Annotated in this window: 25 protein-coding genes and 2 pseudogenes; 9 read left to right on the top strand and 18 right to left on the bottom strand. The window is 66.5% G+C overall.

Features of this window, described 5'->3' with window-relative positions; genetic code table 11:
- The first annotated feature begins 5 nt into the window (after positions 1 to 5).
- Together IE160_RS04235 and IE160_RS04230 are read left to right on the top strand one after the other, a co-directional pair.
- A complete protein-coding gene (locus tag IE160_RS04235) occupies positions 6 to 3,743 on the top strand; it encodes a multifunctional oxoglutarate decarboxylase/oxoglutarate dehydrogenase thiamine pyrophosphate-binding subunit/dihydrolipoyllysine-residue succinyltransferase subunit (RefSeq protein ID WP_191151743.1) in 3,738 nt (1,245 codons plus the stop codon).
- A 796-nt stretch (positions 3,744 to 4,539) separates the two neighbouring features.
- Positions 4,540 to 5,685: pseudogene (locus IE160_RS04230) on the top strand (IS3 family transposase); the annotation flags it as partial.
- A 45-nt stretch (positions 5,686 to 5,730) separates the two neighbouring features.
- Here IE160_RS04230 and IE160_RS04225 read toward each other — a convergent pair.
- Positions 5,731 to 5,967 (bottom strand): zf-HC2 domain-containing protein, encoded by a 237-nt coding sequence (locus tag IE160_RS04225; protein WP_179873475.1) that lies wholly within the window; start codon positions 5,965 to 5,967, stop codon positions 5,731 to 5,733.
- Positions 5,964 to 6,572 (bottom strand): sigma-70 family RNA polymerase sigma factor, encoded by a 609-nt coding sequence (locus tag IE160_RS04220; RefSeq protein WP_179873474.1) that lies wholly within the window; start codon positions 6,570 to 6,572, stop codon positions 5,964 to 5,966. The genes IE160_RS04225 and IE160_RS04220 overlap by 4 nt, the downstream gene beginning before the upstream one ends.
- Positions 6,573 to 6,680: 108 nt before the next feature.
- Between IE160_RS04220 and aroA the strand changes: the two genes are divergently transcribed.
- From aroA to IE160_RS04200, 4 genes are read left to right on the top strand one after another with little or no spacing between them, the layout of a single operon-like run.
- A complete protein-coding gene (gene aroA / locus IE160_RS04215) occupies positions 6,681 to 8,096 on the top strand; it encodes a 3-phosphoshikimate 1-carboxyvinyltransferase (RefSeq protein WP_179873473.1) in 1,416 nt (471 codons plus the stop codon).
- Positions 8,093 to 9,160, top strand: a complete 1,068-nt coding sequence (gene rsgA, locus IE160_RS04210; protein ID WP_179873472.1) for a ribosome small subunit-dependent GTPase A — start codon at positions 8,093 to 8,095, stop codon at positions 9,158 to 9,160. The genes aroA and rsgA overlap by 4 nt, the downstream gene beginning before the upstream one ends.
- On the top strand, positions 9,157 to 9,999 hold the full coding sequence (hisN, locus tag IE160_RS04205) for a histidinol-phosphatase (RefSeq protein WP_179873471.1): 843 nt from the start codon (positions 9,157 to 9,159) through the stop codon (positions 9,997 to 9,999). The genes rsgA and hisN overlap by 4 nt, the downstream gene beginning before the upstream one ends.
- 9 nt (positions 10,000 to 10,008) lie before the next feature.
- On the top strand, positions 10,009 to 10,533 hold the full coding sequence (locus tag IE160_RS04200; RefSeq protein ID WP_179873470.1) for a septum formation family protein: 525 nt from the start codon (positions 10,009 to 10,011) through the stop codon (positions 10,531 to 10,533).
- A gap of 12 nt (positions 10,534 to 10,545) precedes the next feature.
- Here the strand turns inward: IE160_RS04200 and IE160_RS12510 are convergent, their stop codons facing one another.
- The 6 genes and pseudogenes from IE160_RS12510 to IE160_RS04170 form a co-directional block, all read right to left on the bottom strand.
- The gene (locus IE160_RS12510) at positions 10,546 to 10,761 is read right to left on the bottom strand and encodes a zinc-binding dehydrogenase (RefSeq protein WP_224744572.1); all 216 of its coding nucleotides are present in this window, start codon (positions 10,759 to 10,761) and stop codon (positions 10,546 to 10,548) included.
- 20 nt (positions 10,762 to 10,781) lie between these two features.
- Positions 10,782 to 11,021, bottom strand: a pseudogene (locus tag IE160_RS12705) (zinc-binding dehydrogenase); the annotation flags it as partial.
- 6 nt (positions 11,022 to 11,027) lie between these two features.
- Positions 11,028 to 11,297: an MDR/zinc-dependent alcohol dehydrogenase-like family protein gene (locus tag IE160_RS04185; protein WP_179873468.1), complete on the bottom strand. Its 270-nt coding sequence runs from the start codon at positions 11,295 to 11,297 to the stop codon at positions 11,028 to 11,030.
- The gene (locus IE160_RS04180; RefSeq protein ID WP_191151740.1) at positions 11,298 to 11,519 is read right to left on the bottom strand and encodes a zinc-binding alcohol dehydrogenase family protein; all 222 of its coding nucleotides are present in this window, start codon (positions 11,517 to 11,519) and stop codon (positions 11,298 to 11,300) included.
- Positions 11,516 to 11,758: a helix-turn-helix transcriptional regulator gene (locus IE160_RS04175; protein ID WP_191151739.1), complete on the bottom strand. Its 243-nt coding sequence runs from the start codon at positions 11,756 to 11,758 to the stop codon at positions 11,516 to 11,518. Before IE160_RS04175 ends, IE160_RS04180 begins: the two co-directional genes overlap by 4 nt.
- On the bottom strand, positions 11,752 to 11,958 hold the full coding sequence (locus tag IE160_RS04170) for a hypothetical protein (protein ID WP_179873465.1): 207 nt from the start codon (positions 11,956 to 11,958) through the stop codon (positions 11,752 to 11,754). The genes IE160_RS04175 and IE160_RS04170 overlap by 7 nt, the downstream gene beginning before the upstream one ends.
- A gap of 456 nt (positions 11,959 to 12,414) precedes the next feature.
- Between IE160_RS04170 and IE160_RS04165 the strand changes: the two genes are divergently transcribed.
- The 3 genes from IE160_RS04165 (at position 12,415) to IE160_RS04155 (ending at position 15,061) form a co-directional block, all read left to right on the top strand.
- Entirely contained in the window at positions 12,415 to 13,179 is a 765-nt protein-coding gene (locus IE160_RS04165) for an electron transfer flavoprotein subunit beta/FixA family protein (protein WP_191151738.1), read from the top strand.
- 68 nt (positions 13,180 to 13,247) lie between these two features.
- Positions 13,248 to 14,156 carry an electron transfer flavoprotein subunit alpha/FixB family protein gene (locus tag IE160_RS04160; RefSeq protein ID WP_255508234.1) on the top strand — a complete coding sequence of 303 codons (909 nt, stop codon included), beginning with the start codon at positions 13,248 to 13,250 and terminating at the stop codon, positions 14,154 to 14,156.
- Positions 14,153 to 15,061: a cytochrome b/b6 domain-containing protein gene (locus tag IE160_RS04155; RefSeq protein ID WP_191151737.1), complete on the top strand. Its 909-nt coding sequence runs from the start codon at positions 14,153 to 14,155 to the stop codon at positions 15,059 to 15,061. Before IE160_RS04160 ends, IE160_RS04155 begins: the two co-directional genes overlap by 4 nt.
- A gap of 241 nt (positions 15,062 to 15,302) precedes the next feature.
- Here the strand turns inward: IE160_RS04155 and IE160_RS04150 are convergent, their stop codons facing one another.
- The 10 genes from IE160_RS04150 to IE160_RS04105 form a co-directional block, all read right to left on the bottom strand.
- Positions 15,303 to 16,061, bottom strand: coding sequence for an SDR family NAD(P)-dependent oxidoreductase (locus IE160_RS04150; RefSeq protein ID WP_191151736.1), 759 nt, complete (start codon positions 16,059 to 16,061; stop codon positions 15,303 to 15,305).
- Between the two features lie 35 nt (positions 16,062 to 16,096).
- Positions 16,097 to 16,936, bottom strand: a complete 840-nt coding sequence (locus IE160_RS04145) for a MaoC/PaaZ C-terminal domain-containing protein (RefSeq protein ID WP_179873459.1) — start codon at positions 16,934 to 16,936, stop codon at positions 16,097 to 16,099.
- Positions 16,936 to 18,156 carry an MFS transporter gene (locus IE160_RS04140; protein ID WP_191151735.1) on the bottom strand — a complete coding sequence of 407 codons (1,221 nt, stop codon included), beginning with the start codon at positions 18,154 to 18,156 and terminating at the stop codon, positions 16,936 to 16,938. Before IE160_RS04140 ends, IE160_RS04145 begins: the two co-directional genes overlap by 1 nt.
- A gap of 40 nt (positions 18,157 to 18,196) precedes the next feature.
- Complete coding sequence (locus IE160_RS04135; protein WP_191151734.1) at positions 18,197 to 19,390, bottom strand: CaiB/BaiF CoA transferase family protein; 1,194 nt, start codon at positions 19,388 to 19,390, stop codon at positions 18,197 to 18,199.
- A gap of 11 nt (positions 19,391 to 19,401) precedes the next feature.
- Complete coding sequence (locus IE160_RS04130; RefSeq protein WP_179873456.1) at positions 19,402 to 20,253, bottom strand: LLM class flavin-dependent oxidoreductase; 852 nt, start codon at positions 20,251 to 20,253, stop codon at positions 19,402 to 19,404.
- A 68-nt stretch (positions 20,254 to 20,321) separates the two neighbouring features.
- A complete protein-coding gene (locus IE160_RS04125; RefSeq protein ID WP_191151733.1) occupies positions 20,322 to 21,515 on the bottom strand; it encodes a CaiB/BaiF CoA transferase family protein in 1,194 nt (397 codons plus the stop codon).
- On the bottom strand, positions 21,512 to 22,729 hold the full coding sequence (locus IE160_RS04120) for a CaiB/BaiF CoA transferase family protein (protein ID WP_179873454.1): 1,218 nt from the start codon (positions 22,727 to 22,729) through the stop codon (positions 21,512 to 21,514). The genes IE160_RS04125 and IE160_RS04120 overlap by 4 nt, the downstream gene beginning before the upstream one ends.
- Positions 22,726 to 23,802: a CoA transferase gene (locus tag IE160_RS04115; protein ID WP_179873453.1), complete on the bottom strand. Its 1,077-nt coding sequence runs from the start codon at positions 23,800 to 23,802 to the stop codon at positions 22,726 to 22,728. Before IE160_RS04115 ends, IE160_RS04120 begins: the two co-directional genes overlap by 4 nt.
- A 26-nt stretch (positions 23,803 to 23,828) precedes the next feature.
- The gene (locus IE160_RS04110; RefSeq protein ID WP_218925642.1) at positions 23,829 to 25,058 is read right to left on the bottom strand and encodes an acyl-CoA dehydrogenase family protein; all 1,230 of its coding nucleotides are present in this window, start codon (positions 25,056 to 25,058) and stop codon (positions 23,829 to 23,831) included.
- Positions 25,007 to 26,176, bottom strand: a complete 1,170-nt coding sequence (locus IE160_RS04105; RefSeq protein ID WP_179873452.1) for a CaiB/BaiF CoA transferase family protein — start codon at positions 26,174 to 26,176, stop codon at positions 25,007 to 25,009. Before IE160_RS04105 ends, IE160_RS04110 begins: the two co-directional genes overlap by 52 nt.
- Positions 26,177 to 26,311 lie beyond the last annotated feature (135 nt).

Genomic DNA, 26,311 nt, shown 5'->3' with positions numbered 1-26,311 from the left:
CGGCCGTGTCAAGCCAAGTGACCGGATCGAGCTCCGACGGCACAGCCTCGGGCGAGTTCGGTGCCAACGAATGGCTCGTGGACGAGCTGTACGAGCAGTACAAGGACGACAAGAACGCAGTAGACCCATCCTGGTGGCCCATTCTGGAGCGCTACCACCAGTCGGCGAGCACTGACTCGCAGCCGGCGCCGACCACGACGGTGACGATCCCCGACGTGCCGGTGCCCGCCTCGACCCCCACCGCGGCACCCGCCTCCGTGCCCGCGGCCTCCGTGCCCATCACGGGCAGCCAGCCGGTCGCGCGCACCACCTCGATCGCCCCGCAGCCGCAGCCGATCCCCGCCCAGGCGCCCTCGACGGCGTCGGTCCCCGTCGCCGCGGAGGACCAGGAGGCGCCCACGGAAGACACCGTGACGCCGCTCAAGGGCATGGCGAAGGCCCTCGCGACCAACATGGATGCGAGCCTCACGGTTCCGACCGCGACGAGCGTGCGCACCATCCCCGCGAAGCTCCTCATCGACAACCGCATCGTCATCAACAACCACCTCAAGCGCGCACGCGGCGGCAAGGTGTCGTTCACCCACCTCATCGCGTGGGCCATGATCCAGGCGCTCAAGGAATTCCCGAGCCAGAACGTCTACTACGACGAGGTCGACGGCAAGCCCGTCGTCGTGACCCCCGGGCACCTCAACCTCGGCATCGCGATCGACCTGCCCAAGCCCGACGGCACGCGCGCCCTCATGGTGCCCGGCATCAAGAAGTGCGAATCGCTCTCCTTCCACGAGTTCCTCACCGCCTATGAGGACGTCGTCAAGCGGGCCCGAGACAACAAGCTCGCCGCCGACGACTTCCAGGGCAACACGATTTCCCTCACCAACCCGGGCGGCATCGGCACGGTGCACTCTGTGCCGCGACTCATGCGCGGTCAGGGCGCCATCATCGGCGCGGGAGCGCTCGAGTATCCGGCCGAGTTCCAAGGCATGTCGGCCGCGACCCTCGCCGAGCTCGGCGTCGGCAAGACCATCACGCTCACGAGCACGTACGACCACCGCGTGATCCAGGGCGCGGGCAGCGGCGAGTTCCTCAAGAAGGTGCACGAGCTGCTCATCGGCGACCGCCACTTCTACGAGGGCATCTTCGCCGACCTGAGAATCCCCTACGACCCAATCCACTGGGCCCAGGACATCCATGTCGACCTCGCCGACGACGTCAACAAGACGGCGCGCGTGCAGGAGCTCATCAACTCGTACCGCGTGCGCGGCCACATGATGGCCGACGTCGACCCGCTCGAGTACCGCCAGCGCTCGCACCCCGACCTCGACATCGTGAGCCACGGGCTCACCTTCTGGGATCTCGACCGCGAATTCGTCGCGGGCGGCTTCGGCGGCCGCCGCAACGCGCTCCTTCGCGAGATTCTCGGCGTGCTGCGCGACACCTACTGCCGCACCGTGGGCGTCGAGTACATGCACATCCAGGAGCCGCAGCAGCGCCGCTGGTTCCAGTCGCACCTCGAGAAGCCCTACGAGAAGCCGACGCACGACGAGCAGATGCGCATCCTCGGCAAGCTCAACCAGGCCGAGGCCTTCGAGACGTTCCTGCAGACGAAGTTCGTCGGCCAGAAGCGGTTCAGCCTCGAGGGTGGCGAGAGCGTCATCCCGCTCCTCGACGAGATCCTCCAGGGGGCAGCCGAGCAGGGCCTCGACGAGGTCGCGATCGGCATGGCCCACCGCGGCCGTCTCAACGTTCTCGCCAACATCGCGGGCAAGACCTACGGTCAGATCTTCCGCGAGTTCGAGGGCACGCAGGACCCGAAGTCGGTGCAGGGCTCCGGCGACGTCAAGTACCACCTCGGCACCGAGGGCGTCTTCACCTCGGCGAGCGGCCAGCAGATCGAGGTCTCCCTCGCCGCGAACCCCTCCCACCTCGAAGCCGTCGACGGCGTGCTCGAGGGCATCGTGCGGGCCAAGCAGGACCGCAAGGGCGACGGCGCCTTCAGCACCCTCCCCGTGCTCATCCACGGCGACGCGGCCATGGCCGGCCAGGGCGTCGTGCTCGAGACCCTGCAGCTCAGCCAGCTGCGCGGCTACCGCACGGGCGGCACGATCCACGTCGTCGTCAACAACCAGGTGGGCTTCACGACGCCCCCCGGCGAAGGCCGCTCCTCGATCTACTCGACCGACGTCGCGAAGACCATCCAGGCCCCGATCCTGCACGTCAACGGCGACGACCCGGAGGCCGTCGTGCGTGTCGCGGCTCTCGCCTTCGCCTACCGGCAGGAGTTCAAGCGCGACATCGTCATCGACCTCGTGTGCTACCGCCGTCGCGGCCACAACGAGGGCGACGACCCGTCGATGACGCAGCCGCTCATGTACAACCTCATCGAGGCCAAGCGCAGCGTGCGCACCCTCTACACGGAGGCCCTCGTCGGTCGCGGCGACATCACCGAGGAAGAGTTCGAGAACGCGCACAAAGACTTCCAGGAGCGCCTCGAGGTCGCCTTCGCCGAGACGCACGCCGCGCAGACGGGCACCATTCCCGTCGTGGGCGGCACCGCGGGGCGTGAGGATGCGGGCTCGCCTGCCGGCGAGCCCGAGTCCACCGGGGTCGATGCCGCGGTCATCGCCCACATCGGCGACGCGCACGACAACCCGCCCGCGGGCTTCACCGTGCACTCCAAGCTGCAGGCCATGCTCAAGAAGCGCGTCGACATGAGCCGCAACGGCGGCATCGACTGGGGCTTCGGCGAGCTGCTCGCCCTCGGGTCGGTGCTCATGGAGGGCACGCCCGTGCGGCTCTCGGGCCAGGACGCCCGACGCGGCACTTTCGTGCAGCGCCACGCCGTCCTGCACGACCGGGCCAACGGGCAGGAGTGGCTGCCGCTCGCCAACCTCAGCGAGAACCAGGCGAAGTTCTGGATCTACGACTCGCTCCTGAGCGAATACGCCGCGATGGGCTTCGAGTACGGCTACTCCGTCGAGCGCCCCGACGCGCTCGTGCTGTGGGAGGCGCAGTTCGGCGACTTCGCCAACGGTGCGCAGACCATCATCGACGAGTTCATCTCCTCCGCCGAGCAGAAGTGGGCACAGCGCTCGAGCGTCGTGCTCCTCCTGCCGCACGGCTACGAGGGCCAGGGGCCCGACCACTCCTCGGCACGCATCGAGCGGTTCCTGCAGCTCGCCGCCGAGAACAACATGGTCATCGCCCGGCCGTCCACGCCGGCCTCGTACTTCCACCTGCTGCGCCGCCAGGCCTACGCGCGCCCGCGCCGCCCGCTCATCGTGTTCACGCCGAAGGCGATGCTGCGCCTGCGTGGCGCGACGAGCGAGGTCTCCGACTTCACCTCCGGTCGCTTCGAGCCCGTGATCGACGATGCGACGATCAGCGACCCCGGCTCGGTGCGGCGCGTGCTGCTGCACGCGGGCAAGATCCACTACGACCTCAAGGGCGAGATCGAGAAGCGCGGCACGAAGGGCGTCGCCCTCGTGCGGCTCGAGCAGTTCTACCCGCTGCCCGAAGAGGCCCTGCGCGCGGTCATCGAGCGCTACTCGAACGCCGAGCTCGTGTGGGTGCAGGACGAGCCCGAGAACCAGGGCGCCTGGCCGTTCTTCACGATCGAGCTCGCCAAGCGCGGCATGAAGTCGGTGCGCGTCGTCTCGCGGCACGCTTCCGCGTCACCCGCGACGGGCTCGAGCAAGCGCAGCGCGCAGGAGCACGCCGACATCATGGACGCAGCGCTGAGTTGATCGACTGATCATTGCCCGCGACTGACTGGGGTCTCCCCGCGAGCGTCATAGTTGCCGCGGACAAGCTCGCTGATCTGGGAATCGGCGTTGTCGCGACACTGCTGGGCATTCTCGTCGTCTACATCATCGCTCGACCGAACATTGAGTTCGCCGACCACGTCTTCGCTTCCGAGAACCCTAGCGGCAGCATGCGATACGGCATCCACGTTCGCCCCCGCAACAGGTATCTGAGGCTAACGGAGATGCGGGTGAGCGCGCATCTCCTTATGGGCCCCGAGGGTCGCCAGACGAGCGTCCCGGTTCCGCTCTCGCGCGACACATGGTTGGATGTCAAGCGCTCGAAAGACGCCACTCGCCGGGCAGCGGCGCCTCAACTTTTCTTGAGTGAGGTGCAGTGGAAGCGACACCTCACTCGAAACGTTCCACCCTTGCGTCCGCACCGGCTCGAGTCAGTCATGTCAGAGAAGAACGCGCGGCTCATCGTGGTCGTAGTCTCGGTCTCTGCGGTTTTTGGGGTGACAACGGTGTCTCAGCACACGTACTCGGTCGACTCAGTGGAATTCCTCACACCAGCTGCGGGAGAGTCGGCCAAAGGCTTCTCGCTCCTGATCCGCCGCGCCCTCGGACGCGTGCGGATCTGTCAGAGTGCAACACGCTCGCGACTACAACGCTGAAGAACCGGCACATAAAGCCACAACCGGCAATCGCTCATGTGGCCTGACCCCAGATTTTCGGTCCGTTCGTTATGAGAGTCGTCTTGTTGCCCCGCTCGTCGGGGAGGAAGACTGGATTCATCATGACCACGAGAAGGCGCCGGCACACGCCGGAACAGATCGTTCGCAAGCTCGGCATCGCTGACCGTGTCCTGGCCGATGGCGGCGACGTTGCAGCTGCCTGCCGGGAGCTCGGCGTGTCGGAGCAGACCTACTACCGGTGGCGCAACCAATACGGCGGCCTGAAAGCAGAAGACGCGAAACGGCTCAAAGAGCTCGAGAAACAGAACGCGACCTTGAAGCGACTGCTGGCTGAGGCGGAGCTGGAGAAGGCGGCGTTGAAGGAGCTGGCAGAGGGAAACTTTTAGGCCCGGGCAGACGCCGCGCCGCGATCCGTCACTTGCTGAGCGTGTTCGACATCAGTGAGCGGATGGCGTGTCGTCTGGTCGGGCTGAGCAGATCGGCCTGGCGCCGACCCTTGGTCTCGGAGACCTGCGCCGACCCAGACGCTGCATTGCGGACGTGGCTGCGAGCGTGGGCGAAGACTCATCCTCGGCGCGGCTACCGCAACGCCCACGCCGACGCCGTCGGTGAGGGCTGGGTGGTGAACGTCAAGAAGATCCAACGGCTCTGGCGTGAGGAAGGCCTGCGGGTGATCGTGCGTCGTCGCCGCAAACGCGTCGGCGCCTCCACCGCTGAACCTATCCCGGCTGACGCGCCTAACACGGTGTGGGCGGTGGATTTCCAGTTCGATGCCACCGAGAACGGTCGCAACCTGAAGATCGCCTCGATCATCGATGAGCACACCCGCGAATGCGTCGGCGGGCTCGTGGAGCGCTCGATCACCGCCGACCGGCTCGTGGACGAACTGGAGCGCATCGTCGCCCACCGTGGCCTGCCGACTGTGTTGCGGTGCGACAACGGGCCCGAGTTCGTCTCCCAAACCCTCGCCGACTGGGCGAACGACTCGGTGGGGATCTCCTACATTCCGCCGGGCCAGCCGTGGCGCAACGGCTACGTGGAATCGTTCAACTCCCGCATTCGCGACGAGTGTTTGAACCTGAACAGTTTCTACAGCCTGCACCATGCCCGGGTCGTGATCGGCGACTGGAAAAGGGACTACAACCATGGCCGTCGCCACTCCGCGCTCGGCTACCGGACCCCGGCGGCCTATGCTCGGGACTGCACGCATCGAAACCCGTGACGACTCCCAAACGGCGTGGACCGAAACACGGGGTCAGGCCACATGCACGGCCTCCGGGACCCGGCGTTACTCAGGCGTCGAGGCGTTCGATCGAGCCCATAATCATCGCCTTGAGGTCGTCGGGGGCGGTCTCCTGACACGCCTCCTTGACCTTGCTGCTGAGGGTGAGCCCCACGAGGTGCTCGGCCGAGCAGTCGTCGCAGTTCGCGAGGTGCTCGCGAATGTCGGCGCACTCGGCGGCACTCAACTCGTTGTGCAGAAACTCCTCGAGCTCTGCCTTGGCCTTGTCGCAACCGCAGTCCGTCATGTCGTGCCCTTTCTCGCGGTGCTCGCCGGAATCGTCGACGCTGTCATGCCGCGCTCGCGGGCATAGTCGGCCAGCAGCTCCCGCAGCAGCCGTCGGCCGCGGTGGAGGCGGCTCATGACGGTTCCGACGGGCGTTTTCATGATGTCGGCGATCTCCTGGTACGCGAACCCCTCCACGTCGGCGAGGTACACCGCGAGGCGGAAATCTTCGGGGATCGATTGCAGAGCATCCTTGACGGCGCTCGACGGCATGCGGTCGATCGCCTCGGCCTCCGCTGATCGCGTGACCGTCGTGGTCGCCGACTCGGCGCCACCGAGCTGCCAGTCCTCAAGCTCGTCGATCGTGCCCTGATAGGGGTCGCGCTGCTTCTTGCGATAGATGTTGATGTAGGTGTTGGTGAGGATCCGGTAGAGCCACGCCTTGATGTTCGTGCCCTGCTCGAACTGCCCGAAGGCGGCGAACGCCTTCACGAAGGTCTCCTGCACCAGGTCGGCGGCGTCTGCCGGGTTGCGCGTCATGCGCATCGCGGCACCGTAGAGCTGATCCATGAGAGGCAGAGCCTGGTCGTGGAACAGCCGTCGTCTCTCGCTCAACTCGTCGCTCATCGGTGCCCACTCTACTGTCGAGCGCCGTGCGGGTGCCTCGAGAAGGCTCGTGGCCATCACGTGCTCCCTTCGGTGAGTGATCGTGCGTGCCGTTACTGTAGACAACCGATGCAGGTCTTCACCTATTCCAGCCCGCGATTCTCTCCCTACGGCGACGAGGATCGATCCGAGGCATCCGACTCCCCCGTCGAGCCCGGTGGCTGGCGCGCGCCCCGCGCGACGAGCCCTCTCGACGCGCGCGTGAACCTGCCCGGCTCGAAGAGCCTGACGAATCGCGAGCTCGTCCTCGCCGCACTCGCCGACGGCACCTCCGTGCTCAGGCGACCGCTGTTCTCGCGCGACTCGATGCTCATGATCGACGCGCTCGCCTCGCTCGGCGTCTCGATCGAGCGAGTGGATGGAGATGGCGCGTTCGGACCCGACCTGCGCATCACGCCGCCGGCGGATCTGACGGGCAGCACGACGATCGACTGCGGTCTCGCGGGCACGGTCATGCGCTTCCTCCCGCCCCTCGCGGCGCTCGCGCTGGGCCCCGTCGCCTTCGACGGCGACGAGTCGGCACGGCGGCGGCCCATGCGCACGACGATCGAGGCGCTCCGCTCCCTCGGCGTCGACGTCAACGACGACGGCCGAGGCGCGCTGCCCTTCAGCCTGTGGGGCGCGGGCGCGGGCTCGGTGCGGGGCGGCGAGCTCTCCATCGACGCTTCGGCGTCGAGCCAGTTCGTCTCGGGCCTGCTGCTCGCGGCACCGCGTTTCGAGCAGGGCCTGCAGCTGCGGCACACGGGCGAGCGCTTGCCGTCGATGCCGCACATCGCGATGACGATCGAATCGCTGCGGCGCCGGGGCGTCGAGGTCACGAGCCCCGAACCCGGCGTGTGGATCGTCGAGCCCGGCCCGATCGCCGCGACCGAGACAGTGATCGAGCCCGACCTGTCGAACGCCGCGCCCTTCCTGGTCGCCGCGCTCGTCGCCGGCGGGACCGTCGCGATCGAGGACTGGCCCGAGACCACCACACAGGTCGGCGCCGACCTCGAGCACCTGCTGCCGCGCTTCGGCGCTCGCGTGCATCGCGAGGCGGGGGCGCTCGTCGTCGACGGCGGCCTCGGCCTGTGCGGAGGGCGCGCAGTCCCGGGCGTCGACCTCGACCTCACGACGGGAGGCGAGCTCGCGCCCGCACTCGTGGCACTTGCGGCCCTCGCCGACGCCCCGAGCACGATCGACGGCATCGGCCACTTGCGCGGCCACGAGACGGATCGGCTCGCCGCTCTCGTCGCGGAGATCACCGCGCTCGGCGGCGGCGCCCACGAGCTCGACGACGGGCTCGCGCTCACTCCTGGAGCGCTGCACGGCGGGCTGTGGTCGACGTACGAGGACCACCGCATGGCGATGGCAGGCGCCATCATTGGCCTCGCCGTCGACGGCGTCGAGATCGACGACATCGGCACGACCGCCAAGACCCTCCCCCAGTTCCCCGAGCTGTGGCTCGGCATGCTCGGCGCTGGCTCCGAGGTCGCCGCGCCGTGAGCTGGCTGCCGCCCGACTCGGTCGAGCCGTACGACGAATACGACGAGGCCGACTACCGCGCACGGCCGAACCCGAAGGCGAACCGTCCGCGCTCGAAGCAGCGGCCCGCCCACGACGACGCGGTCGTCGCACGCGTCACGACGGTCGACCGCGGCCGCTACACCGTGCTCGTCGACGAGGGCGCTCCCGAGGAGCGCACGGTCACGGCGACGCGTGCCCGCGAGCTGCGGAAGCAGTCGATCGTCACGGGAGACCGCGTCGATCTCGTCGGCGATGTGAGCGGTGACGAGGGCTCGCTCTCGCGCATCGTGCGCGTGCACGAGCGCCGAACCCTCCTACGCCGCAGCGCAGACGACACCGACGCCGTCGAGCGCATCATCGTCGCCAACGCCGACCAGCTGCTCATCGTCGTCGCCGCGGCCGACCCCGAACCGCGGCCCCGGCTCGTCGACCGCTACCTCGTCGCGGCGTTCGACGCGGGCATCACTCCCCTGCTCGTCATGACCAAGACCGACCTCGCCGACCCGAGCGCCTTCCTCGCCCACTTCACGGGCCTCGACCTGCAGGTCGTCACGAGCTCGCCCGAGCATCCCCCCGTCGATGCCCTGCTCGAGCGACTGCGCGGGCGCACGACCGTCGCCGTCGGACATTCGGGCGTCGGCAAATCGACGCTCGTCAACGCCCTCGTGCCGGGCGCCGACCGGGCCGTCGGAGTCGTCAACGCCGTCACGGGTCGCGGGCGGCACACCTCGTCCTCCACCGTCTCGCTGCGTCTTCCCGAGGGAGGTTGGATCATCGACACCCCCGGCGTGCGCTCCTTCGGCCTCGGGCACGTCGACCCGGAGAACATCCTGCGGGCATTCGGCGACCTCGCCGACGTCGCCGCTCAGTGCCCCCGGGGGTGCACTCACCTGACGGATGCCCCGGACTGCGAACTGGTCGAACGGGCGCAGCGGAGCGAGCTCGGCCCGCTGGGCCCGCAGCGACTGGACTCGCTGCAACGACTCCTGACCACCCTGCGCTCTCCCCGCGGGCGCAGCACCGCCGATAGCCTGGACGAGTGACCGACAGCACCGCTCCCGCCTCCTTCTCCGACGATCTCGCCCTCGCCCTGAGGCTCGCCGATGCCGCCGACGTGATCGCCCTCCCGCGGTTCCGCTCGCTCGACCTCATCGTGACCACCAAACCCGATCGCACGCCCGTCACCGACGCTGACCAGGCTGTCGAGCGCGCCATTCGCGAGGGGCTCGCCTCCGAGCGCCCCGACGATGGGATCCTGGGCGAGGAGTACGGAACGCACACCGGATCCGGCGACGGAGCCCAGCGGCAGTGGATCATCGACCCCATCGACGGCACCGCGAACTTCCTGCGCGGCGTGCCCATCTGGGGTACCCTGATCGGTCTCGCTGTTGACGGCGTTCCCGTCGTCGGCGTCGTGAGCGCGCCCGCGCTCGACCGACGCTGGTGGGCCGCGCGCGGCGAGGGCGCGTGGGCTCGCGACGCCCGGGACGACGAGTCCCGTCGCTTGCGCGTGAGCGGAGTGAGCGAGCTCGCCGATGCGCGCTTCAGCTACAACAGCCTGCTCGGCTGGGACGACGCGGGGCGCCTCGAGCAGCTGCTCGACCTCACGCGCACCGTGTGGCGGGCGAGCGCGATCGGCGACATGTGGTCGTACATGCTCGTCGCCGAGGGCGCGATCGACATCGCAGGCGAGTTCGACCTGCAGCCCTACGACATGGCCGCGCTGCAGCCCATCGTCGAGGAGGCGGGCGGGCGCTTCAGCTCGCTGGACGGTGAGGCAGGGCCGTGGCACGGCAGCGCCCTCGCGACGAACGGCGTGCTGCACGACGCGGTGCTGCGGCGCGCGAGCGCCCGGCAGGATCCTCGCGCTAGTGCTCGGTAGGATCCTGGCATGACCGCCTCCCGCCTCCCGCGCTCCCGCCACCGCGTCGCGGTCGTCGCCGCCGCGCTGGTCGCCGGTCTCGCCCTGAGCGGATGCAGCGCGCTCGACTCGCTGACCGGCGCCGACCAGGCCGTGCGTGACGAGGAAGGCCAGGTCGTCAGAGGCAACGACGAGACCGACGTCTTTACCCTCCAAGTGGGCGACTGCCTCAACGACGGCGAGATCGGCGAGACCGTCACTGCCGTGCCCACCGTGCCGTGCGACGAGCCCCACGACAGCGAGATCTACGCGTCCTTCATCCTCGGCGACACCGACTTTCCCGGCATCGACACGATCCTCGAGGAGGCCGACGCCGCGTGCCTCGCCGACTACGCCGAGTTCGTCGGCGTCGACTACCTCGAGTCTCGCTTCGACTTCAGCTACTACCACCCGACCGAGAGCAGCTGGCAGGGCGGCGACCGCGAGATCCTGTGCTTGATCTACGACCCGGCGGGCGAGCTGATCACCGACACGCTCGAGGGCATCCAGGAATAGTGCCAGCGCCCGCTACAGGGTGAGCACGAGCTTGCCCGCGACCGCGCGCTCAGCCATGCGGCGCAAGGCCTCGGGCGCATCCTCGAGAGGCAGGACGGCGTCTACGGGCGCGCGCAGGCGACCGCTCGCGAGGTCGTCGAGCAGCACGCCGATGTCTGCCCCGTTCTCGCGCTGCATCGCGCTCGTGAGCCGGTGCGGCACCCAGGGGCTCTGCAGCGACGCGAGCATCTCCCGCTCGAGGCCGCCGAGAAACGGCCCCCCCCGACCCCGTCGGCCCCCACGATCACGAGCGTGCCCCGCGGCGTCAGGGCCCGGCGCAGCACCGCGAGGGGCCGCCCGTCTGCCGTGTCGATGACGACGTCGTGCGGCCCCCACTGCGCCGGATCGGGCGTCACGCGGTAGTCGATGGTGCGCTCGGCCCCCAGGTCACGCACGAAGGCGGACTTCGCGGCGCTCACGACGCCCGTCACGTGAGCCCCAGTCGCCACGGCGAGCTAGGTGAGGAACGAACCCACTCCCCCGCCAGCACCGATCACGAGCACGCGCTGACCGGCCACGACCCGCGCGGCGTCCCGCACCGTCTGCAGCGCGGTACTCGCCGAGATCGGCAGAGTCACGGCATCGACGCTCGAGACGGCGTCGGGGATGCGGGCCACGCGGTCGGCCCGCGCGACGACGAGGTCGGCGAAGGCCGCCGGAGCCGAACCCGCCACGCGGTCGCCGACAGCGAGCCCTCCGACGCCGTCGCCGAGCTGCTCGACCACTCACGCGAAGGCGAGCCCGATGACCGGCTGCCGCAGAGTGCGACAGCCCAAGAAGAGACGCAGCACCCGCGGCTCTCCCGTCAGGAGGTGCAGGGTGCCCGAGTCGGGGCTCACCGCATCGACGCGCACCCGCACCTGACCGCGGCCGGGCGTCGGCTCGGGGCGCTGCTCGATGCTCAGGCACTCGGGGCCGCCGTAGCCGTGCTGCACGACCGCCCTCATCGTGCACCCGCCCGCGTGGAGTCGGGGCCGGGGTACTGGAAGACCTCGTCGAGGGGCACGTCGAACACGCGCGCGATCTGGAAGGCGAGCTCGAGCGAGGGCGAGTGTTTGCCCTGCTCGATCGCGATGATCGTCTGCCGCGTGACGCCGACGGCTTCGGCGAGCTGCGCCTGCGTGAGCTCGCCGTGCGCGAAGCGCAGCGTGCGGATCGCGTTGGTGACCTTCGTGGGCTTCACCATGCGGGCACACCTCCGCGGTAGAGAGCGATCTTTGTGACGCCTTCGAGGATGCCGACGAGGATGAAGCCCAGGACGATCGCGTGGGCGATCCAGAAGTGGTCGGCCTCGAGCATCGCGAGCACGAGCGCCGTGAGCGCGCCCAGGATGAGGAGGCCGCGCGAGGTGAACTCTGCTCGGGCGCTGATCTGTTTGTCGCGCACGTCGGTTGCCCCTCCGCTGTGAGATATGTCTGATTTTCTTTACACGATGACAGTAAAGGGTTCTCGACACAGTGTCAAACTTTCTTTGCATAGATCGACGTGGCGACGATCAAAATATGTCGACGATGCAGTTGCCGGGCGACCGGCGCAACACCGGCGCCATCCGATGGTGTTGACAGCTGTCGTCGCCGAACGGTGCAGGATCGCACCGGCCCGGTGCGGCGAGTTCAAGGTGTCCGGCTCCGATTCCAAGAACGAACTCGGCGACGGCGTCGATGAGATCCTGAAGGAGCCACACTCTATGCGGGCGACCAGGCGCATCCTCTCCCATAAGCAGGAAGCGCTGATCCCTGAATGCACGGCGTTGCCAAAGCTTATCCCTTGCGCTTCTTCGACTAGTATACTCTTTATGGAGAGTGAACGACCCAAATAACACTCTCCAAGGAGGGAGACTTCGTGCGCATCCTTGTTCTCATTAAGCAGGTTCCTGACACCTGGGGGGATCGACGCCTCGATCCGGCCAGCGGACGCATCGATCGCCACGAGCCTGAGCCAGTGATTGACGAGATCGGGGAGCGCGCCGTCGAGGTCGCACTGAGATATCGCGATGGTTCGGAGGCCGAGGTCGTCGTACTCACAATGGGTCCCGAATCCGCAACTGACATGCTACGCCGAGTGCTCGCGATGGGCGTCGATCGCGCCATCCACGTCGTCGATCCTGCACTCGAGGGCGCTGACATGATGACGACAGCCACAGTACTCGCGGCCGCCATCAGGCACGCTGGATTCGATATCGTCGTCGCAGGAAATGAATCCAGCGACGGGCGCGGCGGAGTCCTCCCCGCTATGGTCGCCGAACACCTCGGCGTCCACCACCTCACAGGTCTCGATGAAGTCGTTATCGACGAGGAGAGCGTTCGCGGCGTTCGGGTTGTCGGATCGGAGCGCGTAACCCTTCGGGCCGCGCTGCCTGCGATCATCTCGGTTACCGAACGCTCGCCGGAGGCCCGCATAGCCGGTTTCCGAGGGATCATGCAAGCGAAGAAGAAGCCGCTCGAACGCTTCAGTCTTGCCGATATTTCTGCGGAACTTCCTGCCAGACGCTCCATCGTGACCACTGTAGAGCAGGCACCGATTCGTACCGCGGGCACCACCATCGTCGATTCGGGCGACGCGGCCGTGCAACTCGCGGACTTCCTTACCTCGCAACGATTGGTTTGAAGGAGAACACCATGGGTACAGTACTCGTGCTGGCGAGCACGGACCGGAAGGGTCGGATCCGCGAGTCAGTGGGCACGCTGCTGAGTATGGCGCGCCACCTTGGCGACCCGGTCACCGTGGTGGCAGCCCGTGCGGACGAGGTCGACGACGCCGTCGAAACAGTGACTGCGGCTGGGGCCAGCAAAGTTCTCATCGCCGAGATCACTGGCACGGGCGAATGGCGAGAGAACGCGGAGCTTGAGGCGGCTACCGCGGCGTACGCGGCGGTCAATCCGATCGCAGTACTCGCAATCAATGCCGTCGGTGCACGCGAGGTCGCTGCCCGATTGGCTGTCCGCATTGGTGCCGCGCTCGCCACCGATGCCGTCGCCGTGCGAACAGTCGATGGCGCTCCGCTCGCCGAGCACTCGGTGTTGGGCGGGTCATTCACCGTGGAGTCGCGCGCCGACGCGGGACCCCTGGTCGTGACCATCCGGGAGGGGGCGGCGGCGGCGGCGGGCGATGCGACGACGCCTGAAGTGAGTCGGCTCGACAATCTCGCCGATGCCGAGGCAGTCACAGTGGAGAGTGTCGAGGAGATCGAGGCGAACGAGGAGCGTCCCGACCTCCGCACTGCGCAGCGCGTCGTCTCCGGAGGACGCGGGCTCGGCTCGGCAGAGGGCTTCGAACTTGCTGGCCGCTTGGCCGACGCCCTCGGTGCCGCCGTGGGCGCTTCGCGCGCCGCGGTCGACGCCGGATACGCCTCGCAATCACTCCAAGTGGGCCAGACGGGAGTGACGGTTGCACCCCAGCTCTACGTGGCGCTCGGGATCTCCGGTGCCATCCAGCACCGCGCGGGCATGCAGACGTCGAAAGTCATCGTCGCGATCAACAAGGATTCGAAGGCACCGATCCTGGAGATCGCCGACTTCGGCATTGTGGGCGACGTCTTCACGATCGTGCCGCAACTGATCGACGAACTCGACCGCCGCCGATGATTCGCTCAGACATTCTGGCTTCTCGCCGGGCGCGCTGGATCGCGACAACGATTGTTGCGGTCATCGTGGTCGTCGTCGGAATATTCGTGGCCCGCGGGATGCGCACACTCGAGCCGGTCTCGTCCTTCATCGCGGACTATCCTGGCGTGCTCGAGCCGCTCCCCGGGACGCCGGAGGGGCTGCCGGTGTGGCTCGCCTGGCAGCACTACCTCAACGCGTTCTTCCTCCTTCTCATCGTCAAGACTGGCTGGGAGGTCCGCACAACGCAGCGGCCACGCGCTTACTGGGCGCCGCGCACCAGCCGCTTCACCGGCACAAAGATCAGCGTCACATTGTGGTTGCATCTTGCGTTGGACGTGCTCTGGGTCCTCAATGGCGTCGTGTTCGTGATACTCATCTTCGCCACCGGCCACTGGGCCCGGATCGTCCCGACCACGTGGGAAGTCGTACCCAACGCACTCTCGGTCTTCCTGCAGTATGCGTCTCTTGACTGGCCGACCGAGAACGGTTGGATCGCGTACAACGCACTCCAGGTTCTCAGCTACTTCGGCGTCGTATTCATTCTCGCTCCGCTCGCGATCGTGACCGGACTTCGAATGTCGCCACTGTGGCCCTCGTCGGCCGTGCGTCTCAGCCGCGTCTATCCGATCGAGATCGCACGAGCGGTGCACTATCCGACGATGCTCGCGTTCGTCGCGTTCGTCATTGTGCACGTCACGCTGGTTGCTACGACGGGGCTGCTGCGCAACCTCAACCACATGTACGCTTCACGCGACGACGTGTCCTGGTGGGGAGCGCTCGTGTTCGCGATCGGCACCGCCGCGATGATTGCCGCATGGTTCCTGACTGGGCCGACCATCACCAGAACTCTCGCCGCACGTACCGGCTCGGTGACGCGCGGCTGAATCTCGTCCTTCGGTCGATGACGTCGCACGCAGCCTCGACGGCTAGGCTCCTCGACGACGAGCTCTCGAGCAGCTCGACAGTTGCAGTCTCGGCGTAGTCGCTCGTCATAGGGCGAGGTAACAAGATGACTCCCATCGCTGATGGACCGAAGTTCCCGGGTCAGGCGACTCCGTGCGGGCCGCGATCTCGACGCGCTCCCGACTACCTACACTCTCGTTTGCGATGAGCCGCTATTGTCCATCACCATGGCCGCCCGCCATTGACGATGAGAAGTTCGCCCGTTACATAACTCGCCGCGCTACTGGCGAGATAGACCGCGGCGCCCGCGATCTCTTCAGGCCGACCTACCCGACCCATCGGAACGGTTCCGATGATCGCGCGGTGGGATTCGTTGCGCGGTGTACCGTCCTCGCTTACGAGGCCCGGGCACAACGCGTTGACTCGGACGGTGGGAGCAGCCTCAACAGCGAGATAGCGGGTGAGCATCCACAAGGCGGCCTTACTCACCCCGTAGGGGGCCAATTCCGGCGTCGGTTGCAGGCCAGAGCCAGACATGAGATTGATGATGCAGCCCGAACCGGCTGCCGTCATCTGCGGGAGTAGCCGCCGCGCGAGCCGAAGGGGCGCCCAGAGATTTGTCGAGAACACCGTGTTCCAGAGTTCGTCGTCTGCCGACACGATCGATGTCGTGCCGCCGGTGATGTGCGCGTTGTTCACCAGAATGTCGACCGGACCGGCGTCGAGCTCCCGCATCACCGAGTCGAGTCCCTCGGTCGAGGCGATGTCAGTAGCGACCTCGCGGACCACGACTCCGGTCTCTCCCCGAATCGACTCCGCGACGCGTCCGAGCCTCACGGGGTCCCGTGCGACTATCACCAAGTCCGATCCAGCGTGAGCGAACGCCGACGCGATTGCGCGGCCTATATTGCGGCTAGCGCCGGTGATGAGCGCCGTGCTGCCGTCGAGGCGGAACGACGGTGCGGCTGGAAGCTGCTCCACAATGACTGTCCTTTCGAGCGACGACGAAACGAGTCCTAGTGCATTGATTCCAGATCGACGTGACCGTGGGACTGCACCCTTCGGTCGCCAACAAAGGATTCAAAGCGGATGATGTCTCCCGATCGGGCCGCGCGCACGATGATCTCCTCGCCGGGCACGATTGGCGCAGTGAAGCGAACCCCTGTGGCGCGAACGCCCTGCCAGCCCTGATCCGCGAGATCTCGGACGACCCGGTGCACGACCATTCCGAACGCACACAGCCCGTGCAGGATCGGACGCTCGAATCCTGCGCGCCGCGCAGCCTCCGGATCGACATGGAGTGGATTATGGTCGCCGGTCTCGGCGTAGAAAAGCGCTTGCCGGTCGAGGGTTGGCACGACGAGCGTAGCGATGTCGCCAGAGAGCTGCTCCGGCACTGCGACGCCGACATCTGCAGTCCGGCCCACCGAAGCGCGGCGAATCACGCTCGTCACTACATTCCGCGCGATGACCCGATCGTCACCGTCGCGGCTCACCGTCTCCCGCCGAACGAGCACGCCGCTTCGGACGTCTCCGACGTCCAAGATCCGGGATGTGCTCGTCCCCGCGGTCGTCGGACGCAACGGACCGGTCAGCTCGACTTCGTGACCAGCGTAGATCACGTCGAGCGGATCGAAGGTTAAGCCGCGAAGCGGAACGTTCCGCAGACTGTGGCCGTCCGCGAGCAAGCTCGCGAAGGTCGGCAGAACGTCCGGCTCGTTGGTGGTGACCAACCGGAGATCGCGCCTATCAATCACCGAATACGGCGCTCCGACCGCGAGGGCGTATCGTCTGACCTCTGCCGGAGACCATTGCCACGCGAGCGGCGCATAGACGGGCGCCACCCAGCCCGGCACTAGAGCGCCTCGCGAGGCAGATGGGACCCCGGCGGCGTATGCATGGCTAGAGAACGACCGAAGAAGTAGGCGACGCCGATCGCAAGAAGGAGAACGACGAACTGAAAGAGCCAGCCCACTGAGTAGCCGCCGAACTCGACGAGCGCACCGAATGTGAGCGGTCCGATCGCAAGGCCGACAAAGAACCCGCGCAGCATGCGAGAGGCCGAGACACCCACCGCATCTCGTTTGACATTCTGCATGATCGTGACCATTCCGAGGGCGTTCCATCCGACGATCGACAGGCCGCCCATTCCTGCGGCGAACCACACAGCCCAGTCCCCGACGGCCGGCGCGACCAGGCACAAGAGCGCCGAGATTGCTCCAATGACCGCGACCGCACCCAACAGCTGAGCGGGCGACCATGTGGTTTCGCTCAATCTCGCCCAGACGATCCGGGCGATGACGGACAAGACGGCAAAGACGGCGAAGACCAGGCCCGCCTCGACAACACCAAATCCCAGGCTGTGGGCGTACAGCACGTAGAAGCCATTGCAGATCCCAGTGGCCACGCCGAGCAGGAGGGCATAGCCTGCAAGCCAGGAAAGCCACGTCAGTCTTCGCGGTTCGTGCGGGTCCGTGGTCACCTCGGGTTCCATAGCGGCCTGAGAAGATCGCCGACCGATCAGCACTGTAATCACCGCGAGGATGGGAATGATCACCGCGGCGAGCGACGCCCACCGCCAGCCGACGGCCACGGCGAGACCGGGAAGCACCACGGCCAGGTAGAGACCGGCGCCGGTGGCTCCCGACTGCTTGATTCCAGTCGCGAATGCGCGCGATCCGGGCGGGATCCGGTGAGCGATCATGCCATTGCTTCCTGGGTTCGACGCCGCCATGGCAAGCCCGGCGAAAAGGGCCGAGGCGGCCAGTCCTATGATCGAGAAGCTAGCCGCGAGCAATACAGTTCCGACCAGGGAGCACGCCGAACCGACGAGAACGACGAGCGTCGGGTCAACGCGATCCGTGATCCTGCCGATCACACCGCTCGACGCCGCGGCGACTGTATACAGACCGCCGAAGAGAAGGCCCATCCCACCCGGCGTCATCCCAAGACTCGGCAGTAGGAATGGGGAGAGCGTGGCATAAGAGTAGGTCCCCGTCGCGCCTGTCGCCATTGCGAGGGTCAGTGACGCGATCAGCAAAGCGCCCCCTTTCGCCGCCCCGGGTTTCGACGCCATCAGGGCCTCCGGCGGACCGCAAGCGCGTGGCTCCGAGGCTTCAACGCCGACGTCTTCCGGTCGTCGCCCATTCCCCGAGCAGCTGCTGATCAGCACCGAGCTGCGGAGCGGTCCGTCGTGGAGCATGCGGTGACCCGCTCAGCTTGATGGGGTTGCCAGCGACGGTGAGGCGACCGATCACGGGGTCGTCCACATCGATGAGCATCTCCCGCACAGCCACCTGGGGATCGTCGAAGAGCTGTGCGACATCCTGTACCGGACCGGACGGTACACCAGCTTTGGACAGCAACATCGTGATCTCCAGGGACGTCTGACCCGATGCCCAATCCTCGATCGCGGGGCGCAGGATGGACTCCTGATTCGCTGCACGTTTGATACCCGTCGAGAGATCGGGTGCCGTCGCCAAGTCGGGCCGACCGATGGCGGCGCAAAACCTCGCCCAGATTTCGTCGCTCGCGATCCCGATTGCGACCCAGCCGTCCTTGGTCCGGAAAGCGCCATACGGCGCCGAAGTTGGGCTCAATCCTCGCTTAGGCATCTCGCCGAAGTGCGACACGTGGCCGATCAGCTGCTCGTTCAACGCCACCATGACGTCGTACATGGCGATATCGACGTGCTGGCCACCACCCTTCTCATCGACGCCCCGCAACGCTAGTACAACCCCGAAAGCAGCCATCATTCCCGCCAGCTGATCGGCGATAGGCGAACCGAGGTACATCGGTGGATCACCTTCCTTGCCGATGCGCAGCATCGCGCCGCTCATCGCCTGAGCAACGATGTCGAAAGCGGGAAGACTCATATACGGTCCGGCCGGAAGTACGTCTCCATGTCCAAAGCCAGAGATCGTGGCGTATACGAGACGCGGATTGCGTGCCTTCAAGTCCTCCCAACCGAGACCGAGCCGTTCCATCGCCCCGGGACGCAAGTTCTCCCACACGACGTCCGCCTCATCCGCGAGCGCGAGAAAGTCCTCTCGCCCTTCCTCGGTCTTCAAATCGAGAACGACACTCCTCTTGTTCCTGTTGACGCGAAGGAAGGAATAGCTCATTCGCCCGTCCTTCGTGTGGTAGTTGGGCGTCGCCCGACGATAGCCATCGCCTTCGCGAGGCTCCACCTTGACCACTTCAGCGCCGAAATCGGCCAGCATCATGCTCCCGTAGGGACCGGAGAGGAAATTCTCAATCGCGAGAACCCTCACTCCGGAAAGCGGGCCCCCCTTGTCCTCGTCTGCCATCCCGAACCCTTTCATCCGCGCGTCCATCCTGCCGACACGGCGCCGGCTTCTTCGAGAGAGCTGAATAGGGCTTCAGGTGAAGCCAGCGGCCGGACGACGATATCTGTGGCTCCTGCGTCAACATAAGCCCTGAGCTTCTCCGCGACGACGTCCGCCGACCCGCACGGTACGCACCGCTCGACCGTTCGCGTCATATCCTGGTGGTACTGCGCGGTGAGGTAGTCGGTCGCCTTGCGACGGGCGACGTCGGCGTCGGCGTCGAAATACACGAAGACGTGCGCGATAATCCGCTTGTGCCGATCCGGTGCAAGCTCGTCGATGCGTCGAGCCCCTTCCGCAACGCGATCGGGACTCATGAGGTACGGCATCCACCCGTCGCCGAGCGTCGCGGCCCTCCTCAGGGCCGCATCAGACCGGCCGCCCACGATGATCGGGATGTTTTCCTGAACGGGCGCTGGCAGCACCAGGGCGTCCTCGAAATCGAAGTCGGCGTCATGCCAGCTGACTGCCTCCCCTCGCCAAAATGCACGAAGGAGGCGAATGGACGTGTCAGTCCGTGGACCACGACGTCGCATTGCCACCCCCGCCGCCGCGAAGTCCGCCTCGAACTCACCGCCTACCCCCACGCCGACGATCGTACGTCCGCCGCTGATGTAGTCCAGGCCAGCGAAGGAGCGTGCCGTGGCAGCCGGAGACCGCAGCGGAAGCAAGTAAACCCCCGTCGCCAGGCGAATGGTCGTGGTACGTGCGGCGACCGCCGAGAGCAACACCACCGGGTCGATGAGCGGATGTTGCCAGGAGACGTGGTCATTGACCCAGAAGTGGTCGAATCCGAGCTCTTCCGCCCGCTCAGCGAATCGCAAGACCCCGGCCCCGGACGGGAACCCCAGCGTGCCCGGTCCGAAGCCAATTCCTAGGGTGGAAGCCCCCGTCACCGGATCGCCCCAACGGCCCTCAAACCCGAGATGCGAGGCTCGTCGTAGCCCGCCTCGCGCAGAACCGCATCGGTGTCCGCGCCGAGTGTTGGAGCCGCAGATCCGGCTACCTCGGGCGAATCAGCGAAGACGAACGGAGAGCGTATCCGATCGTGCGGCTCAGAACCGCCAAGGCGCCCGCGGCTGCGGAAGTGCTCGTCGTCGAGCGCATCGGCGATGGTGTGGCAGGGTGCGGCTGGCACGCCGCTGTCCCGAAAGACCGCGAACCATTCCTTGACAGAGCGTGTCGCGATGATTGCCCGAAGCCGGGCGTCCAACTCGTCGAAGGCCTTCGAGTCACGTTGTCGGCCGACGTCGTTGGGCAGATCGAGCACGCCGCACAGCCGCTCCCAGAATATCGGCTCGAGGCACCCGAGGCTGAGCCACTCGCCGTCGGCGCCCTCGTAGATCCCGTACCCCGGTACGGCCCCGGTAACCGGCAACCCGTCAGGCGTCGGGTCGTTCCCGGTCGCGAGATACCACTGAGCTCGTGTCTGCTGCCAATAGAGCGCGCCCTCTGCCATGCTCAGGTCGAGGTAGTCGCCGCGGCCCGTCGCCGCCCGACGCACGAGGGCAGCGAGAATGCCGGAAACCGCGAGCATCGCACCACCGCCGATGTCGGCGATCGGGAGCCAGGGGATGCGCGGCGCGTCGCGACCGCCGAAGTAGCGCAGGATGCCGGCAAGCGCCTGGTAGTTGATGTCGTGTCCGGGTAGGTCGGCGTACGGCCCAGTCTGGCCGTAACCCGAGATCGATGCGTAGACGAGTCCAGGATTCACCGAGCGCAGGGCCGCGGGGCCGATACCGAGTTCGTCGACGACTCCGGGACGGAACCCCTCGAGCACGACGTCGAACGAGCGGGCAAGCTCGAGGACTACTTCCTGCCCCTGCGTCGACTTGAGGTCGATCGCGATTGATCGCTTGCCTCGATTGAGCATGCCGAAGCGATATGCGTCCCCGTTCTCTCCCAGGGGGGCGCTCGAACGCTCCGGATCACCGCCGCGAGGATGCTCGATCTTCACGACCTCCGCGCCAAGATCAGCGAAGATCATCGTCGCGAATGGTCCGGGAAGGATGCGGGTCAGGTCCAGGACCCGGATTCCCGCGAGAGGTGGCGTGGCGTGCATCATGGGCGTCTCCGTTCTCATCATGTGAGGACTCCTTCGGCCCGGAGCTCCGCAATCTCCCCGGGTGAGTAGCCCGCGATCGCACCGAGAACCTCGTCAGTATCGGCGCCGAGTAGGGGCGCGGGCGACGCGAGAATGCCCGGAGTCATCGACAGCCGCGGCGTCGGTGCAGAATAGACGGTCCGACCCATCACAGGATGCTCGAGCCATTCGAATGCGCCACGCTCGCGCAATCCGCCGACACCGGCGAGAAGCTCGTCCGCGGTACGGACGGGGGAAGCGGCGATGCCCACGGATGCGAGGGCTGCCGCGAGCTCGTCGGCGTCCTGCGATGCCGTCCAGTCTGCGAGCAACATTTCGATCTCGTCCTCGCGCACCTTACGTCCTTCGAGATGAAGCAATTCCTGATCGGCAAATTTCGGAATCCCCGCCAGCTCCGCGAGGGCCTGCCATCGACGATCGTCGACGACCGCGATGGCAATCCACCGGTCATCACCACGAGTCGGGAAGACACCGTGGGGTGCCGCGTGCGGAATGCGATTTCCCGCACGCGTAGGGCTTTCCCCGAGGTCCGCGTGCTCGATGGCAGGGCCGATCACGTTGAGGGTCGATTCGAGTTGCGACAGTTCGATGCGCTGGCCCTCCCCTGTCGCATCCCGATGGAGCAGGGCGGCCAGCACCGCAACGACCGCATGCATCGGGTTCGGTACATGGTCGGGGTAGTTCGTGCCCGTCCCGACCGGTTCCCGGTCGGGGTAGCCGCACAGTTCGTGGAGTCCGCAGAGCGCTACGAGGGTCGCCCCGAACCCGGAGAACGTCGCGTGCGGTCCCCATTCCCCTTGCATGGGCATCGCAAGGTAGATCAGATCGGGTCGCACCGCGATCAACTCCTCATAGCCGAGGTTCCACTTCTCGAGCGTTCCCGGACGGAAACTCTGCGCGCAGACATCCGTCGCAGCGGTGAGGCGAAGGACAACCTCTCGCGCACGGGGATGCGTCATGTCGAGCGCGATGCTCCGTTTACCGGCGTTCCTGTCAGCGAAGTAGCCGGAGCGCTCGAGAGGATCATCGCCCGAAGCGAACGGTCCGGTCCTTCGCAACGGATCGGGTCGCCTGCGCGACTCGATCTTGATGACGTCGGCACCGAACTCAGCCAACAATTTCGTGCCGATCGGTCCCGCCCCGACCCAGGTGAAGTCGAGCACGCGGATGCCGTTCAGCGGCGCAATCGCGCTCACGCCGGCACTCTGGTCGGGACTGGCAACGACCACGGCGTCGCGGAGAGCCGAAACGGCGCTCCGACTGACCGGCGTCGATCGGCGGTGACGAAGAAGTCGCGCGCGTTCAGGTGCTCGCTTGCGAGAAGGTCCTGCGGACTATTGACGGGACACACAGCGATGTTGCGACGCTGCGCCTCGACGTACAGGTCGGCCTTCGATCTGTCTGCTGCGAACGACTCGAAGATTCTGCGGAACTCAGCCTGAGCCGCTGCAGACTTGCGATACTCGTGGTCGGTCCACTCCGTTGTGCGTAGGCCGGCAGTGCCCGGCACCCCAGCCTCGTCGAGCCAGTCCAGCAGATTCACCCACCCTTGGGCTGTACTCAGTCGTCCAACCATGACATAGACGAATCCGTCGCTACACGCGTACACGCCCGTGCCAGCCTCCTGATAGCCAGCGCCGACCCGACGCCGAACCACACCTTCGAGATCGCTGTACTGCAGAGCGTTCTCGAGTGCCGTGGCGACCGACTCCTGGACGCTTACCTCGACCTGCTGTCCCGAGCCCGAAATCGCGCGGGCCCGCACGGCGAGCAATGCTCCGACGGCTGCATAAAGGCTCGCCATCCGAAGACTCTGATCGCCGTATGCGCGCGTCGGCGCACGATCCGGCCATCCGCCGAGGGCCAGAAAGCCACCAGCTGCGCTGCTGATCAGGTCAGTGGCGGGTGTCCCGGCTCGTTCGCTCTGGATGCCCCACGGGCTGATCCGCGTGCGAATCAGCTCCGGGTCGGCCAGTGCCGGATGGTCGAGGTCGAGGCCGAGCGTCGCGAGCACATCCGTCGAGCCGGACTCGATCGTGATGTCAGCGCCGCGCAAGAGCTCGGCGATCGCGGCCGATCGGTTGGACTCCTCAGCCGGAAGCATCACCTCGGCCTTGCCCCGGTGTAGGAAGTCTTGCACGACCGGATCAGGATCCACGCTCCACGAGTCGGGCGCCGCCGATTGGGGGACGCGCGCACGCACCACTTCGGCTCCCAGCCCGGCGAGGAGGCGACCCGCGTAGGCACCACTGTCATCGCCGATCTCCACCACTCGAAGGTGGGCAAGTGCCGCGGTCATGCCCGGTTCCGCCGCTTGATTGAGAGTCGTGCGATCTGGCCGCGATGGATTTCGGACGGACCCTCGAGGATGCGTAGCACCCTGCTGTTGCGGTAGACGAACTCGATCGGGAGCTCCTTCGAGTAGCCCATCGCCCCATGCACCTGCAGAGCGCGATCGACGACCCGGCTCAGCATCTCGGTCGCCTGCACCTTGACGATGCTCGCTTCGAGACGGATGTCGCGCTGGCCGGTGTCGAGCCGTGCGGCCGCGTCTCTCACCATGAGCCGCGCGGCGTGCACCTCCATCACCGAATCGGCGATCATGAACTGGATGGCTTGGCGCTCCGAGAGCGGTGCGCCGAATGTGTGCCGCTCCTCGCTGTAGCTACACATCATGTCAATCATGCGCTGGGCCTGCCCGACGCAGCGGGCTCCGATCTCGACCCGACGCACACCGAGCCGGTTTGTCAGAGGCGGAAACGCCTCACCGACCTCACCGAGCACGGCATCAGCGGAAACGCGCACGTCGTCGAAGAACAGGGCGAACGGCCGCTGCTCCCCCATGGTGGGGATCGGTTTCGAAATCTCGAGTCCTTCGGCGTCCCGGTCGACGAGAAACGCAGTCATCCCGCCCCGGTTGCGCTTCTCAGGGTCGGTCACGGCAATGACAATGAAGAAGTCGACCGCGTCGGCCCAAGAGATCCACAGCTTGCTGCCGTTGATCTTCCAACCATCACCGTCGGGGACGGCCGAGGTCTGGATACCCCCGGCATCGGCACCTGCCTCAGGCTCGGTGAGTGCGAGCGCCGAGGACTTGTCGCCGCGACACAGCGGGTCGAGGTAGAGCTCGCGCTGAGCGGGCGTCGCAACCGCGTCGAGGTAGGAGATATTGGGACTCTCAGGCGGAAGTCGATACGGCGTGATGGAGTAATTGATCTCCTCGACGGCCACAGCCTTCGCGAGCAGACCGAGCCCAGCACCGCCGAGCTCCTCGGGCACTTCGATGCCCCACAGTCCGAGCTCGCGAACTTCCCGGGTGAGTCGTTCCTCGTCCGCCGGGTCGATGACCGGAATCGGGTCGAGCCCCCGAGTGCTCTCACGCTGGATCACGGAACTCTCCAACGGCATGAGCGACCGGCGGGTGAAATCCCGCGCCACCTGCTGAATGGCCTCGAGCTCTTCTGTGAGATTGGTCATGCGCTCTGTCCCCTCTGGTTGCGTCTCGGCTCTGCGTCGCGGAGCCACTCATCTATGACGTCGTTGTCGGCGCCGAGCTGTGGTGCTGCTGTGGGGGCGAGCGGTGGTATCGCGGTGGACGTGAGAGGGTTTCCCGCCACGCGCACGCGACCGAGCACCGGGTCCGGCACGTCGATGATCATCCTCCGAGCCGCCACATGCGGGTCCGAGAACAGATCTTCGACGGTCTGGACACGCGAGCTCGGGACTCCGGCTGCGCCGAGCACGGCGAGCACCTCTTCGACGTCACGTATGGACATCCACTCCTCGATGATCGGAAGGAGGAGCTCGTCCATCGCCTGCGACCGCAGAGTGCCGTTAGCCAGTCGAGCGTCTCCGATCAGATCGGGTCGGCCAATGACCTCGCAGAACCGGGCGAAAATCGGCTCGCCCGAGACGGCGACGGCGACGTACCCGTCCCGCGCTTGCAGGAGTTCAAACGGGGCCGAGCTGGCGAGTCGGCCGCGAACGGGCGTTTTGCCCGTCCAGCCAAACGCTCCGATCGCGTACTCATTGAGATGCAGGCCCACATCGAACATCGAGACGTCGACGTGCTGACCGACGCCGGTGCGTTCGCGCTGGAAAAGGGCGAGAAGCGTCGCGGTCGCGGCCCAGTCGCCGGCCGCGGTGTCGATGAGCGGGAAGCCCACCGGGGCAGGGGGATCACCGTCCTGACCGGAGGTGAAGGCAATCCCCGACATGGCCTGCCCGATGAGATCGAACGCGGGCATCGAGGTGTAGGGGCCCGGAAGAACGTCAGGCTGCCCGAATCCAGAAATGGAGATGAGGATAATCCGCGGATTGATCTCGCTCAAGCGCTCATATCCCAGCCCGAGTCGACCGAGGGTTCCCGGTCGGAGATTCTGCACGACCACATCCACGGCTCCGATCAGCTCGAGGAACCGGGCGCGACCCTCCTCCTTGCCAATGTCCAGCACGGCGCTCTTCTTGCCGCGATTGAGTCGCGCGAACCAGACACTCGACTCGCCGGCGTCGGATCGTTCGACCGGGGGGAAGCCTCGGTAACTGTCTCCCCCCGCGGGTTCGAGTTTAAGCACCTCGGCACCCCAGTCGGCGAGCAACATGCTCGCCGTCGGGCCCGCGACAAAGTTCTCCAAGGCGAGCACGCGCACACCCGACAAAGGGGGATCAATGTGATCAGCAATCACCATCGAGGCCTCACTTCCGAAAGCAAATAGGATAAGATTAGCGTAGTTATCGGATCACAATTGAATCCGGTCGGTGTCTCACTTAACCGTCGC

The organism is Chryseoglobus sp. 28M-23 (assembly GCF_014789785.1).
Lineage (GTDB): Bacteria > Actinomycetota > Actinomycetes > Actinomycetales > Microbacteriaceae > Microcella > Microcella indica.
The sequence above is the reverse complement of the archived record's forward strand: the minus strand, read 5'-3'. Positions and strand labels throughout refer to the sequence as shown.

Bases quoted from the DNA above. Each gene is read 5' to 3' on its own strand.
- IE160_RS04225 (WP_179873475.1), bottom strand. From the start codon at position 5,967: ATGACGGACTGCGGTTGCGACAAGGCCAAGGCAGAGCTCGAGGAGTTT.
- IE160_RS04220 (WP_179873474.1), bottom strand. From the start codon at position 6,572: ATGAGCGACGAGTTGAGCGAGAGACGACGGCTGTTCCACGACCAGGCT.
- aroA (WP_179873473.1), top strand. From the start codon at position 6,681: ATGCAGGTCTTCACCTATTCCAGCCCGCGATTCTCTCCCTACGGCGAC.
- IE160_RS04200 (WP_179873470.1), top strand. From the start codon at position 10,009: ATGACCGCCTCCCGCCTCCCGCGCTCCCGCCACCGCGTCGCGGTCGTC.
- IE160_RS12510 (WP_224744572.1), bottom strand. From the start codon at position 10,761: ATGCTCGCGTCGCTGCAGAGCCCCTGGGTGCCGCACCGGCTCACGAGC.
- IE160_RS04180 (WP_191151740.1), bottom strand. From the start codon at position 11,519: ATGAGGGCGGTCGTGCAGCACGGCTACGGCGGCCCCGAGTGCCTGAGC.
- IE160_RS04175 (WP_191151739.1), bottom strand. From the start codon at position 11,758: ATGGTGAAGCCCACGAAGGTCACCAACGCGATCCGCACGCTGCGCTTC.
- IE160_RS04155 (WP_191151737.1), top strand. From the start codon at position 14,153: ATGATTCGCTCAGACATTCTGGCTTCTCGCCGGGCGCGCTGGATCGCG.
- IE160_RS04140 (WP_191151735.1), bottom strand. From the start codon at position 18,156: ATGGCGTCGAAACCCGGGGCGGCGAAAGGGGGCGCTTTGCTGATCGCG.
- IE160_RS04135 (WP_191151734.1), bottom strand. From the start codon at position 19,390: ATGGCAGACGAGGACAAGGGGGGCCCGCTTTCCGGAGTGAGGGTTCTC.
- IE160_RS04125 (WP_191151733.1), bottom strand. From the start codon at position 21,515: ATGATGAGAACGGAGACGCCCATGATGCACGCCACGCCACCTCTCGCG.